This window comes from Pseudonocardia sp. NPDC049154, from assembly GCF_040648315.1.
Classification (GTDB): domain Bacteria; phylum Actinomycetota; class Actinomycetes; order Mycobacteriales; family Pseudonocardiaceae; genus Pseudonocardia.
This window is the reverse complement of the sequence record NZ_JBEZDN010000041.1, coordinates 44,376-56,157: the sequence shown is the minus strand read 5'-3', so window position 1 is coordinate 56,157 and position 11,782 is coordinate 44,376. Positions and strand designations below refer to the sequence as shown.

Sequence of the window (11,782 nt, the reverse complement as noted above, 5' to 3'; positions counted from 1 at the left end):
GACGGCCTCGAGACCGAGTTCCCCGACCCCGGCTTCACCTACCTCGACGGCCCCGCCGGCGGCCTGCTCAACGGCCCCTTCGACTGACCCCGGTGAACGGCGCCCTCGCTCACACCTCGTGAACGAGAGCGCCGTTCGCCCGCACGACGACCCGCGGACCCCACGTCGACAGGTCGTCCGCCCGGAGCTGGGGAGCATCGGGCGGGCGCGGTGAGGTCACGCAGGACGCGTCTGCCCCGAGGCCCCGCCATCCGGCCTCGGGGCAGACGCATGTCGCGACCACGTGGTCGTCAGCGCGTCTCGACGGCGCGGGCCAGCCTCTCGAGGGTGCCGACGAGCTGCTCGCGGCTCACGAGCGGGCAGAACGCCTCGAACTTCGGGTCGCTCACGCCGGACCAGTCGTAGGTCTCGGTGACCTCGGTGCCGTCGCCGACCTCGGTGAGGCGGTAGGTGTACGTGTGCCCACCCGTCCTGATCCCCGCGAGCTGTTTCTCGGCCAGCTCGCAGTCGGGGTCGAGCCGGGGTGCCCAGCCCACGACCGCCTCCGGTTCGAACTCGGTGACGGTGTTGAAGACGCGGTAGTCGCCGAGGTCGTCGTGGTGCATGTTCATCGCGAACACCTGGCCTGCCGCGGTGATCGGGCCGCTGTCGGTGCCGCGCAGCATCCCGGAGCCGTCGATCGCCGGGTGCCGACCCGGGTCCGCGAGGACCGCGAAGACGCGGCCGGCCGGGGCGTGGACGACCCTCCTGGCCTCCATCTGCGTGACGTCGCTCATGCCGCACCTCCCTGTACCTGCGGGCCCCGCAAGGTACTCGCGACGACGGCCACCCTTGCCGAGCCGGTCAGGCCAGCAGCGGCGCCAGTCGGGCGGCGTGGTCGCGCAGGAGCTTGATGATCTCCTCGTTGGGCTCGGCGATGCGGGCGGCCGGGCCGGTGAGGGCGATCCCCGCGACGAGCCGGCCGTCCCGCGGCCCGCGGATGGGCACGGCGATGCAGCCCCGGTCCTCCCGGAACTCCCCGCACTGCCGCGCCAGGCCGTCCCGCGCCACGGCCTTCAACGTCCGGTCGAGCTCCGACTCCGAGGTCACCGTGCGCGCCGTGAACGGGCGGACGTCCCGGACCAGCGCGCGCCAGTCCGCCTGCTCGGCCAGCAGCAACCGGCCCAGGGCGAACGCGTACGGGAAGCGCGCCAGCTGGCTCGGGTCCGGGGCGGGATGGTCGGGATCGGGGTCGATCAGGGAGATCTGCCCGGCGGCGAACCAGGCGACGTGCACCGCCCACCGGGTCTGCGCCCGCATGTGGTCGACGACGGCCCGGGCGGCCGTGTTGAGGACGGTCGTCGCGGGCAGCGCGAGCCGGGCCGCCCGGCGGCCGAGCGCGAACCCGCTCAGATCGGGCAGCCGGACCAGGTACTCCTCGGCGACCAGCAGGTTGAGGATCCGGTAGGTCGTGGCCTGGGGCATGGCGAGCGACTCGGAGATCTCCTTCGCCGTGACGCCGGGACCCGCGGCGACGACCTCCTCGAGCACGTGCAACGCGCTCCGGACGGCCTTCGGCTGCCGTCCCGACAGCGGGATGGGCCCGGTCATGCCGCGCCGCTGTGGGGGCCGCGGTGGGGGAAGAGGACGTCCGCGGTGGTGGTCTCGTCGTACACCCCGATACCGGCGAGCGCCGCCGGCCTCCTCAGGCGGACGACCAGGTAGCCGGCCGCACCGAGCACCGCGAGCCCGGCGAGCAGGAGGCCCGACAGCGGCCGCGTGACCACGAACGCGACGAGCACGACCAGCAGGATGGGCACGATCACCGCGCTGACGGCGACCGCGGGCCAGGTCAGCTCGCCGATCCGGTGCAGGAACACCGGGGCGGCCGCGCACACCAACAGGTAGGCGAGCAGGAAGCCGCAGGCCGCGAGGGTCAGCACCGTGACCAGCACCGTCGGGAGGGGGACGCCGGCGGCGAGCAGCAGCACCGGCACCCCGGTCGTCACAGGCACGGACGCGAGGACCGCGAGGTGCGGGGTCCGGAACCGACGGTGGGTGCGGCCGAACGCCTGCGGGGCCACCCCGTCCCGGGAGAGCGAGAACAGCACCCGGGCCAGCGCCGTCGCCGTCGCCAGGCCGCAGGCGACGAAGGACATGACCAGCCCGAGATCCAGCAGCACCGGCAGCCAGCCCCAGCCCTTGGCCGCGGCGAGCGCGACCACCGGCTCGGCCTGGCCCGCCAGGCCGCCGGGGGTGGCGGAGAAGCCGAAGACCTGGACCTGGGCGGCGAAGACGTAGAGCACGCCGGCCACCGCCGCGGTCAGCCCGACGGCCCGCGGCACGCTGCGGAAGGGCTTGCGCACCTCCGTGCCGAGCGACGTCGCGATCTCGAACCCGATGAAGGCGGCCAGGGCCGGCAGCACCCCGGCGACGATCCCGCCGAACCCGGGCGGCGGCATCGCCGTCGCCTCGGCGGGTGCCGCCCCGCCGGCCGGTCCGCCGGCGAGCAGCAGCGAGAACACGATCAGCATCAGGGTGATCGAGATGCTCTCGGCCAGCAGCACGACCCGCGCGGAGAGCCGGGCGCCGCGCAGCACCAGCACCCCGGTGCCGAGCCCGATCACGGCCATCACGACCGCGGCGCCGAGGCGACCGCCACCCGCGCCCCACAGGTGGTCGAGCAGCGCCTGGAGGTAGAGGGTGGCGCCGACCAGGGCGCCGGCCGCCAGCAGCCCGTACCCGAGCAAGGACGCCAGCGCGCTGGCGTAGGCCGCGGCCGGGGTCAGCCCCTTCGCGGTGAGGCTGTACAGCCCGCCGGACGCGGCCATGCGTCGGGTGAACCGGGCGATGCAGCCCGCGACCAGGAGCGCGAGCGCGGTCGCGATGGCGAACGACCACACCGTGCCGTGCCCGGCGGAGACGGCGACGATCGCCGGCGTCGCGGCCATCGCGGCCGACGGCGCAGCGCCCGAGACCGACTGGGCGAAGACCTCGAGCGGCCCCAGCCGGCGGCGCTCCAGCCCCTCGACCGGCGACCGGCTGCGCAACCGCAAGCGCGCCTCATCGCGCATCCGACGCCCCTCTCCCACGCACGGCCCCGAGCGTAGGTGGGGAATGTTAGCCACAGCGTGCACCGCCGTGACCAGCATCGACCCCTGGAATGAGAACCGTGGCGGCATCCCCGGGTCCGAATGAGAACGTGCTTTGACTCACGCGGCGCAGCCGCCCACGGTGGTCGACATCACTCATCCGAGTCACCTGGAGAGCCGCTGATGAGCGTCACGGGATCGGATCGACCACACACCCTCACCGGCAGGCTCGGCGTGGGGTCGATCGTGTTCATGGTCGTGGCCGCCGCCGCGCCGCTGACCGTCATCGCCGGCACCGTCCCGCTCGGCCTGGCCGCGGGCAACGGCGCCGCCTTCCCCACCACCTTCGCCCTGTGCTGCGGGATCCTGCTGCTGTTCGCGGTCGGGTTCTGCGCGATGAGCAGGCACGTCCCGAACGCCGGCGCCTTCTACTCGTACGTGCAGAAGGGGCTCGGGCGCCCGCTCGGGCTCGGCTCCGCGTTCCTCGCCCTGGTCACGTACGCCGCCGTGCAGCTGGCGGTGTTCGGCTACATCGGCGCCGTGATCGACGCCCTGGTCCAGCACTGGGGCGGGCCCGCGCTGCCCTGGTACGTGTGGTCGCTGGTCGTGGCCGCCGTCGTCGGGGTGCTCGGGTACCGGCACATCGAGCTGTCCGGCAAGGTGCTCGGCGCCCTGCTGATCGCCGAGGTCGCCATCGTGCTGGTGTTCGACGCCGTGGTGATCGGCCGGGGCGAGCACCTCTCGACCGCGTTCGTGCAGCCCCCGCAGTTCGTCTCCGGCTCGCTGGGCATCGCGATCATGTTCGCCATCGCGTCGTTCATCGGGTTCGAGGCCACCGCGGTGTTCCGCGACGAGGCCCGCGACCCGCAGCGCACCATCCCCCGCGCCACCTACACCGCGCTCCTGCTGATCGGCGTCTTCTACACCCTGTCCAGCTGGGCCGTCGTGTCCGCGTGGGGCGACGCCGCCGCGATCGAGGCGGCGGCCGCCGATCCCGGCAACATGATCGTCACGACGATCACGAACGTCCTCGGGCCCGCCGGCGGCGACGTCGCCCAGGTCCTGCTCATGACCAGCCTGTTCGCCGCCGCGCTGTCCTTCCACAACGTGCTGGCGCGCTACTACTTCTCGCTCGGCAACTCCGGCGCGCTGCACCCGGCGGTGGGGCGCAGCCACCCCCGCCACTCCTCGCCGCACGTCGCCTCGCTGACCCAGACGATCGTCGCGGCGTCGTTCCTGGTGATCTTCGCGATCGCCGGGATGGACCCGGTGACCCAGGTCTTCGCGTGGATGGCCGGCACCGCGACGCTCGGCGTGCTCGGGCTGATGACCCTGACCTGCGCTGCGGTGCTCGTGTACTTCCGCCGCAACCGCGTCGACACCCGGGTGTGGCACACCCTCGTCGCGCCCGCCCTCGGCCTGGTCGGCCTGCTGGCCTGCCTCGTCCTCACCGTCTCGAACTTCCCGACGCTGATCGGCGGCTCGGGCGCACTGGCCTTCGGCATCGGCGCGATCCTCGTGCTGGCGTTCGTCTTCGGCCTCGTCTGGTCCCGCCTGCGCACGGTGTCCGGCTCCCTCCCGGCCACCCCGTCCCCGGCCGCCGACGCGGCCTGAAAGGAGCACCTCCCATGACCACTCTCGAGAACCGTACGCACGCGCTCGCCATGACCACCGAGGCCGAGGTGAGCACCGTCCGCGAGGTGCTGCTCGACGCCGGGCTGCTGGGCGAGACCGTCCGCTACACCTTCTTCACGCCCGAGGAGCCCACCAAGGGCGCGGTCCTGAGCGGTGCGCAGACCGACCGCCGCTTCCGCGTGGTGCTGCTCGACATCGCCAGCGGACGCTCCTGGGACGTCGTGGTGTCCACCGACTCCCGCTCGGTCGTGTCCAACCGCGAGCTCGACCCGCCGCGCGACGGCCAGCCGCCGATCATCGACACCGAGTTCGAGATGATCGAGGACATCCTCAACGGCGCCGCCGACTGGCGCGCGGCCCTCGAGCGCCGCGGCGTCGACCCGGCGCAGGTGCGCGCGGTCCCGCTGTCCGCCGGCGCCTTCGACGACTACCCGGAGCACCCGGGCCACCGCGTGGTCCGCGCCTTCGGCTTCCGCCAGGACCACGAGAAGGACCACCCGTGGGCGCACCCGATCGACGGGCTCGTCGCCTACGTCGACCTCACCGCCCGCACCGTGGACCGCGTCGTCGACCACGCCGAGCACCCCGTGCCCGAGACCACCGGCAACTTCGACGACCCCGAGGTCCAGGGCCCGCCGCTCGACCTCAAGCCGATCGAGATCACCCAGCCGGAGGGCCGCTCGTTCACCGTCGAGGACGGGCACGTCCGCTGGGGCAAGTGGGACCTGCGCATCGGGTTCAACGAGCGCGAGGGCCTGACCCTGCACCAGATCGCCTTCGACGGCCGCCCGATCTGCTACCGGGCCTCCGTGGCCGAGATGGTGGTCCCCTACGCCGACCCGTCGCCGGTCCGCTTCTGGCAGAACTACTTCGACTGCGGCGAGTACATGTTCGCCCGCTACGCCGACTCGCTGCAGCTGGGCTGCGACTGCCTCGGCGACATCCTCTACACGGACGCCGTGATCGCCGACGACCTCGGCAACCCGCGCACCATCCAGAACGCGATCTGCATGCACGAGGAGGACTACGGCGTCCTCTGGAAGCACTCGGACATGTTCACCGGCTCCCGCGAGACCCGCCGCCAGCGCCGCCTGGTGATCAGCTTCTTCACGCCGATCGGCAACTACGACTACGGCTTCTACTGGTACCTCTACCTCGACGGCACCATCGAGCTCGAGGCCAAGGCCACCGGCATCGTGTTCACCTCGGGCACGCCCGGCGAGTACGCCACCGAGATCGCGCCCGGCCTGGGCGCACCGTTCCACCAGCACCTGTTCTCCGCCCGGCTGGACATGACCGTCGACGGCGGGCGCAACGCCGTCGAGGAGATCGAGGCCGCGCGGGTCCCGATGGGCGAGGGCAACCCCTACGGCAACGCCTTCGCCCGCAAGGTCACCCGCCTGTCCCGGGAGTCCGACGCCCAGCGCGACGCCAACGGCGCCACCGGCCGGGTCTGGCACATCATCAACACCGAGAAGACCAACGCCCTGGGCCAGCCCGTCGGGTACACCCTGCACCCGGAGGGTCAGCCGACCCTGCTGGCCGACGACGCGTCGGTGATCCGGTCCCGCGCCACCTTCGCCAGCAAGGCGCTGTGGGTCACGCAGTACGACGCGGACGAGCGCTACCCCGCCGGTGACTTCGTGAACCAGAACCCGGGCGGCGCCGGGCTGCCGGCCTGGGTGCAGGCGGACCGGCCGGTCGACGGCGAGGACATCGTCGTGTGGCACACCTTCGGGCTCACGCACTTCCCGCGCCCGGAGGACTGGCCGATCATGCCGGTCGACTACACCGGCTTCGTGCTCAAGCCGTCGGGCTTCTTCGACCGCAACCCCGCGCTCGACATCCCGGCCTCGAGCAACGGCCACTGCCACACCCAGGGCGAGGTCCACGGCCCCGGCAAGGACCGCGGGGCCGAGTGATGCACGGCGCGGGCTGGTGGGAGGTCGTCGTCGGCGTGGCGTGCCTGCTCGCCGCGGCGGTCTTCCTCGCCCGCGCCCTCCGCGGCGACCGGGTGGGCGGCCCGGCGCACCGCCTCACCGCGCTGGGGCACAGTGGCATGGCGCTCGCGATGTGCGCGATGGCGGCCGGCGGGCTCGTCCTGTCGGCCGCCCTCGCCGTGGTGTCCTGCCTGTTCACCCTGGCCGGACGACGGCGGGGCGAGGGCAACGAGAACGGCGCAGTCGTCCACAGCTGCCTCGCCGCGTGCGCGATGGTGGCGATGCCGTTCGTCGCGGGAGACCACGGCGGCCTCACCGTCGCGGCCGTCTGCCTGGCCCTGACCGGCTACTTCGCCGTGCGGAGCGGGCGCTGGCTGGAGGCGCTGCGCGGCCGGTTCCGCGCGGAACCGGTCGCCCACCTCGTGATGAGCGGGGCGATGGCGACCACCTTCCTCACGATGATCTGACGTGCTCTGACGGCCCGGAGGGGGCTCGGATGTCCGGACCGGTCGACGAGGCGGCGGCCTACCGGGTCGCGTTCGGGCTCGCGGCCGCGGCGCAGCAGTCCTCCTGGGGTGCGACCGCCGCGGCGGTGCTCGAGGAGCTGGGCACCCATCTCCCCACCGCCGCCGCGGCGCTGGTCGCGGTGGATCCCGTGCGCGGCGGGCACGTCGTCCTCGGCTCCACCGGCTACCGGCCCGAGGTGCTGGACTTCCTGACCTCGCCGGCCTTCCTGGTCGACGACGTCGGCTACCGCCTGCTCGTCGAGAAGCCGCGGCGGGCGCGGGCCTGGTCCGACGTGGAGGGTCCCGACGCGTACGCGGACACCCGGTCGGCGCGGACGGTCTTCCGCCCGGCCGGGTTCGCCGGCGGTGCGACGGCCCGGCTCGTCAGCAGCGACGGCCGGTACACCGGCGACCTGCACCTCAGCACGGACGATCCGGAGCACCCCGCCCCCGAGCTGACGGCGGCCCTGCACCACGCCGCGCCCGTGCTGGCCGGCGCGGCGGACCTGTCCCGCCGGCTGCTCACCCTGCTGGAGTGCGGCGGCATCGAGGGACCCGCCGCCGTCGTCGGGCCCGACGGCACGGTGGTGCCCGTGCCCGGCCGCACCCGCCCACCCGGGCTCGACGACGACCTCGCGGCGAGGATCGTCCGGTGGCGCCGCGCCCGCCCGGACCCGCCGCAGGCGCGGTTCCTCGCCCCGGCACCCGCGGGCTGGGTCCCGCTGCAGCTCGTCGCGGTCGAGGACGGCACGCTCGTCGCCACGCGACCCCAGGACGCGGCCCACGGGTTGTCCTACCGGGAGGCCGAGGTGCTGACGCTGCTGGCCGACGGGCTGGCCAACGCGACCATCGCCCGCCGGCTCGGGATCAGCGCCCGCACCACGGCCCACCACGTCGAGCACGTCCTCGGGAAGCTGCAGGTGGACTGCCGGGTGACCGCCGCCCGGCTCGCCGTCGAGCAGGGGCTGCGGCTGCTCCCCGAGGCCTGACCTCACACGTCGAGCGGGTCGAGCGGCTTCGGGTCGGCGAAGCGCTCCAGCACGTTGCGGGTGAGGCGCGAGACGTCGTTGTCGTAGCCGTTCGTGGCGAGGCTGCCGGCCCACGCGATGGAGCCGGTGGAGAACACGCCCCCGCCGTTGGCGGTCGTCAGGTAGACGACGTCGGCGCGGACCTGGAAGTTGTCCGTGCCGCCCAGGCCGTCGAAGGGGAAGTAGATGTCCTCCGCGACGAGCGGGTAGTTGTCCGAGTGCCGGCCCGCGCTGGTGGCGAGCAGCAGCGCGTTCGGCGGGGTGCCGAGGGTGAGGTCGTAGCGGTCGCACTCGTGCCCGGCGGCCCCGTTGCCGACGAGCCCGTGGTCGCCGAGCACCGTGGTCCCCTCCAGGCCTGCGGTGAGGAAGCCGGCCCGCGGGTCCGCGAAGTCCTGCAGCGTGTCGTAGGCCGAGGAGTGATCCATGCCCTCGGTGGTGAACCCGACGCCGAAGAGCTTCTGCGGGCTGCGGCCGCGGTTGCGCCAGATCCCGCCGCGCTCCGGGGTGAAGGCCATGTGCAGCTCGCCCGGCCGGGCCTGCCAGGCGCGGCACCCGGCCTCGCCCTTGCGCACCTCCATCAGGTGCGGCTTCTCCGGGTGGTACGCGATCACCCAGTAGAACCCGTTGCCGCCCATGTACATCCCGCGGCCGCCGGCGCCGAGGTAGGTCTCCCAGGCGTCGAGCATCCGCGCGGAGTAGTACTCGGGGTGGGTGCCGGTCAGCACCACGGAGTAGCGGCCCAGCAGCTCGGCGCCCTCGCGGTCGAGGTCCTCGTCGGTGGCGACGTCGAACTCCGCGCCCACGCCGTGCAGCCAGTCGACGAGGTGCAGGTCGGCGGGGAACTGCCACAGCGAGCCGGTGCTGTGCCGGTGGCCGGGGCGCATCGTGAGAATCGGCCGGAGCCGGCTGGTGTGCCCGACGCCGCTGCCGTCCGAGTGGTGGTCGTAGGTCGACAGGCCGTACTCGGGGTGCTCCAGCAACGCGAGGTCCGGCGCGGCGAAGACCGAGGTGTGGCCGAGGATCGACTGGGCCACCGGGACGTCCGGGACGATGTGGTCGTTGGCGTAGGCCAGGTAGCTCGCGGTCGGGAAGAGCAGAAGGATCTTCGCCGTGGCCGTGCCCCGCGGGGGGAGGACCCAGAACGGGATGTGGTCCACGGTGTCGCCGAGTGTGATGCGCAGTGCGTAGACGGCGCTGGGCAGGTCGTCCGGGACGGTGAGACGGACGTCGGTCTCCCAGCCCGCGTCGTCGAGGGCGTCGTCGGTGAAGTGGACGGCGCCGTACTCCTCGGGCGCGTGCCGGTAGTTCTCCTCCTCGCCGGTCCAGTTCCAGCCGGTCATGGCGCGGTACGGTGCGTTGTGGCCGCGGCCGTGCAGCCCGTGCGGGCCCCGGTCGGTGTAGGTGTCCGAGGGGACGCCCGTGCGGCCGATCTCGGCGGCGAAGTCCCAGTGCGCCAGCAGGTCCGCGGTCGGCCCCTCGCCGCGGGACAGGGCGGTGCGGGCCTCGTCGGTGAGGGCGCGCGTGTAGACGGCCGGGGAGTCGAGCTTGCCGTTGTAGTGGTCGGTGAAGCCCGCGGTCGCCGCGAGCACCGTGTCGACGTCCGGCCGCGCCGGTACCGGGGCGCCCTCGTGAGCGCCGGTGGTCGGGGCGGCCAGCCCGACCGCGGGGCTCCACAGGCTGTTCGCCGAGGTCAGCGTGGGGGTCGCGGTGACGACGGTGGCGCCGTCGCTCCAGCTCGCGGTGACCGAGTACCAGATCCACGGGGCGAGCGGGGCGTCCGCGACGGTCTCGTGGACGGTCGTCCCGTCGCCGAGGCGCAGGGTCACCCGGCCGTCGACGAGGCCGAGCCACCACCCGCCGGTCCCGTCCCAGCGCGAGACGAAGGCCTGCGGGCCCTTCGCGGGCGTGGTCGGCTGGACGAACACGTGCACGGCACCGGTGCCGCCGAGCGCCAGCCGGCCGCCGTCCGGCACGACAACCGCGGAGCCCGTCCGGATCTCCTGGTGGCGGGCCGGGTAGGTGCCCGTGACCGGTGTGTCGACCACCGACTCGCGGAAGCCCGGGCCCGCGGGGTTGGTGTCGCCGTTGCGCAGCCGCACGACCTCGGCGCGGAACTCGCCGGGCTCGTCGCAGCTGACCTTGAACTCGATCGTCTCGCCGGGCGCGACGGAGAAGCGGTCGGCGTAGCCGGTGACGGTGGGCCGGGGCACGTGCACCATCACGCCACCCCCGCCCGCAGCTCGGCGACCCGCCGCAGGAACACGGCGTGCATCGCCTCCTGCTCGGTGGCGTAGGGCCCGTCGTCGAGCACCTCGGGTGCCTGACCGTGCGCCCCGGTCAGCGCTGCCAGCCGGTACTCCTCCCACGGCCGCACCGCGACGATCACGAGCTTCCCGGGGATCGGCGCCCGCCGCATGTGCCGCAGCACCCGCTGCAGCGCGTCGCTGTGCGGACCCGCGGGGTTCGCCTCGTGCTCGGCGATCACCTCGTCGCTGAGCAGCGACAAGGTCCGCTCGGTCGCTCGCCGTTCGAAGAGGCCGTAGACCTCCAGCTGCCTGTCCCGCATCCGGATCCGCCTTCCCCTGGTGGTGGTGGGTCAGCGAACCGGAGCCGGGACGCAGGGCTCAATGGGCAGAAGTGCCCATTGAGTCCAGGAACCCGACCAGCAGGTTGAGCAGGGGCATCCGCGCGAGGTGGCCGCGCACGCGGTCCTCGAGCGCGGCGGGGTCGTCGTCCGTGGTCGGGCTCGTCACGACGCCTCCTTCCGGCGCTCGAGGAACCGGGCGAGCCCGGCGCGCACCCCCGGGGTCCCGACCGTGGAGGCGAACCAGGCCGCCTCGATCCCGAGGCCCTCGTCGATCGGCACGTTGATCCCCCGCGTCACGGCGGCAAGGCACGCGGCCACCGCGGTGTCGGCGTGCCGGACGACCCGCTCGGCGAGCTCGCGCGCCGCCGGGAGGAGGTCGTCGCGCGGGACGACGCGGTTGACCAGCCCGATCTCCGCGGCGCGCTGCGCGCCGATCGCGTCGCCGGTGAGGATCATCTCCAGGCCGCGCTTGCGCCCGACGTGCCGCGGCAGCCGCTGCGACCCGCCGAACGGCGGCGGGAAGCCGAGGGTGATCTCGGGCTTGGCGAAGGTCGCGTGCTCGGCGGCGAGGGCCAGCGGCGCCGCCTCGGTGATCTCACAGCCGGCGCCGTAGGCGAGCCCGTTGACCGCGACGATCACCGGGACGGGGCAGTTCTCGACTGCCCGGGTGAGCGCGTGCCCGCGCGCCACGATCTCCCGGAGCGCGGCGGCCGGGCCCCGCGCGATGCTGCCGGCCAGGTCCGGGATGTCGGCGCCGGCGCTGAAGGCCCGGTGCCCGGCACCGGTGAGGATGATCGCCCGCGCCCCGTCCCGGGCGGGCAGCTCGTCGAGGTGCGCCCGCAGCGTGTCGATCGTGCGGAAGTCGAGGGCGTTGAGCTTCTCCGGGCGGTCGATCGTGAGGACGGGCACCGTCCGGTCACCGGACACGCGGACTGGCATGGGGACTCCGATCTCGAGGTGACGTCCACGCCATGTCAGACCAGGCGTCCACGCTCGACAACGACGGGGCGCCCCG

At 73.7% G+C, this 11,782-nt stretch carries 11 protein-coding genes; 4 read left to right on the top strand and 7 right to left on the bottom strand.

The window, feature by feature from the left end; translation table 11 throughout:
* Positions 1–290: 290 nt before the first annotated feature.
* The 3 genes from AB0B41_RS20520 to AB0B41_RS20510 all read right to left on the bottom strand — a co-directional run bounded on the left by AB0B41_RS20520 (position 291) and on the right by AB0B41_RS20510 (position 3,053).
* Positions 291–776, bottom strand: coding sequence for an SRPBCC family protein (locus tag AB0B41_RS20520; protein WP_358205510.1), 486 nt, complete (start codon positions 774–776; stop codon positions 291–293).
* A gap of 67 nt (positions 777–843) precedes the next feature.
* Positions 844–1,590: an IclR family transcriptional regulator C-terminal domain-containing protein gene (locus AB0B41_RS20515; protein ID WP_358205507.1), complete on the bottom strand. Its 747-nt coding sequence runs from the start codon at positions 1,588–1,590 to the stop codon at positions 844–846.
* Positions 1,587–3,053, bottom strand: a complete 1,467-nt coding sequence (locus tag AB0B41_RS20510) for an APC family permease (protein WP_358205505.1) — start codon at positions 3,051–3,053, stop codon at positions 1,587–1,589. Before AB0B41_RS20510 ends, AB0B41_RS20515 begins: the two co-directional genes overlap by 4 nt.
* Positions 3,054–3,254: 201 nt before the next feature.
* Between AB0B41_RS20510 and AB0B41_RS20505 the strand changes: the two genes are divergently transcribed.
* The 4 genes from AB0B41_RS20505 to AB0B41_RS20490 are packed head-to-tail and all read left to right on the top strand — an operon-like array spanning position 3,255 to position 8,141.
* Positions 3,255–4,685 (top strand): APC family permease, encoded by a 1,431-nt coding sequence (locus AB0B41_RS20505; RefSeq protein WP_358205503.1) that lies wholly within the window; start codon positions 3,255–3,257, stop codon positions 4,683–4,685.
* 14 nt (positions 4,686–4,699) lie between these two features.
* Complete coding sequence (locus tag AB0B41_RS20500; RefSeq protein WP_358205501.1) at positions 4,700–6,628, top strand: primary-amine oxidase; 1,929 nt, start codon at positions 4,700–4,702, stop codon at positions 6,626–6,628.
* Complete coding sequence (locus tag AB0B41_RS20495) at positions 6,625–7,113, top strand: DUF5134 domain-containing protein (RefSeq protein ID WP_358205498.1); 489 nt, start codon at positions 6,625–6,627, stop codon at positions 7,111–7,113. Before AB0B41_RS20500 ends, AB0B41_RS20495 begins: the two co-directional genes overlap by 4 nt.
* 29 nt (positions 7,114–7,142) lie before the next feature.
* Positions 7,143–8,141 carry a helix-turn-helix transcriptional regulator gene (locus AB0B41_RS20490; RefSeq protein WP_358205496.1) on the top strand — a complete coding sequence of 333 codons (999 nt, stop codon included), beginning with the start codon at positions 7,143–7,145 and terminating at the stop codon, positions 8,139–8,141.
* 2 nt (positions 8,142–8,143) lie between these two features.
* On the opposite strand, the gene AB0B41_RS20485 is transcribed toward AB0B41_RS20490, so the two are convergent.
* Genes AB0B41_RS20485 through AB0B41_RS20470 form a run of 4 tightly spaced genes read right to left on the bottom strand, consistent with a single transcriptional unit; the run spans position 8,144 to position 11,706 of the window.
* Complete coding sequence (locus AB0B41_RS20485; protein WP_358205493.1) at positions 8,144–10,399, bottom strand: N,N-dimethylformamidase beta subunit family domain-containing protein; 2,256 nt, start codon at positions 10,397–10,399, stop codon at positions 8,144–8,146.
* Positions 10,399–10,746, bottom strand: a complete 348-nt coding sequence (locus AB0B41_RS20480) for a hypothetical protein (RefSeq protein WP_358205491.1) — start codon at positions 10,744–10,746, stop codon at positions 10,399–10,401. Before AB0B41_RS20480 ends, AB0B41_RS20485 begins: the two co-directional genes overlap by 1 nt.
* A 58-nt stretch (positions 10,747–10,804) precedes the next feature.
* Positions 10,805–10,933 (bottom strand): hypothetical protein, encoded by a 129-nt coding sequence (locus tag AB0B41_RS20475; protein WP_358205488.1) that lies wholly within the window; start codon positions 10,931–10,933, stop codon positions 10,805–10,807.
* On the bottom strand, positions 10,930–11,706 hold the full coding sequence (locus tag AB0B41_RS20470; RefSeq protein ID WP_358205486.1) for an enoyl-CoA hydratase-related protein: 777 nt from the start codon (positions 11,704–11,706) through the stop codon (positions 10,930–10,932). Before AB0B41_RS20470 ends, AB0B41_RS20475 begins: the two co-directional genes overlap by 4 nt.
* Positions 11,707–11,782: the final 76 nt, after the last annotated feature.

Excerpts from the sequence above, each read along its gene's own strand:
- AB0B41_RS20470 (WP_358205486.1), bottom strand. The coding sequence starts at position 11,706 with ATGCCAGTCCGCGTGTCCGGTGACCGGACGGTGCCCGTCCTCACGATC.
- AB0B41_RS20490 (WP_358205496.1), top strand. The coding sequence starts at position 7,143 with ATGTCCGGACCGGTCGACGAGGCGGCGGCCTACCGGGTCGCGTTCGGG.
- AB0B41_RS20505 (WP_358205503.1), top strand. The coding sequence starts at position 3,255 with ATGAGCGTCACGGGATCGGATCGACCACACACCCTCACCGGCAGGCTC.
- AB0B41_RS20515 (WP_358205507.1), bottom strand. The coding sequence starts at position 1,590 with ATGACCGGGCCCATCCCGCTGTCGGGACGGCAGCCGAAGGCCGTCCGG.
- AB0B41_RS20480 (WP_358205491.1), bottom strand. The coding sequence starts at position 10,746 with ATGCGGGACAGGCAGCTGGAGGTCTACGGCCTCTTCGAACGGCGAGCG.
- AB0B41_RS20510 (WP_358205505.1), bottom strand. The coding sequence starts at position 3,053 with ATGCGCGATGAGGCGCGCTTGCGGTTGCGCAGCCGGTCGCCGGTCGAG.
- AB0B41_RS20520 (WP_358205510.1), bottom strand. The coding sequence starts at position 776 with ATGAGCGACGTCACGCAGATGGAGGCCAGGAGGGTCGTCCACGCCCCG.
- AB0B41_RS20500 (WP_358205501.1), top strand. The coding sequence starts at position 4,700 with ATGACCACTCTCGAGAACCGTACGCACGCGCTCGCCATGACCACCGAG.
- AB0B41_RS20485 (WP_358205493.1), bottom strand. The coding sequence starts at position 10,399 with ATGGTGCACGTGCCCCGGCCCACCGTCACCGGCTACGCCGACCGCTTC.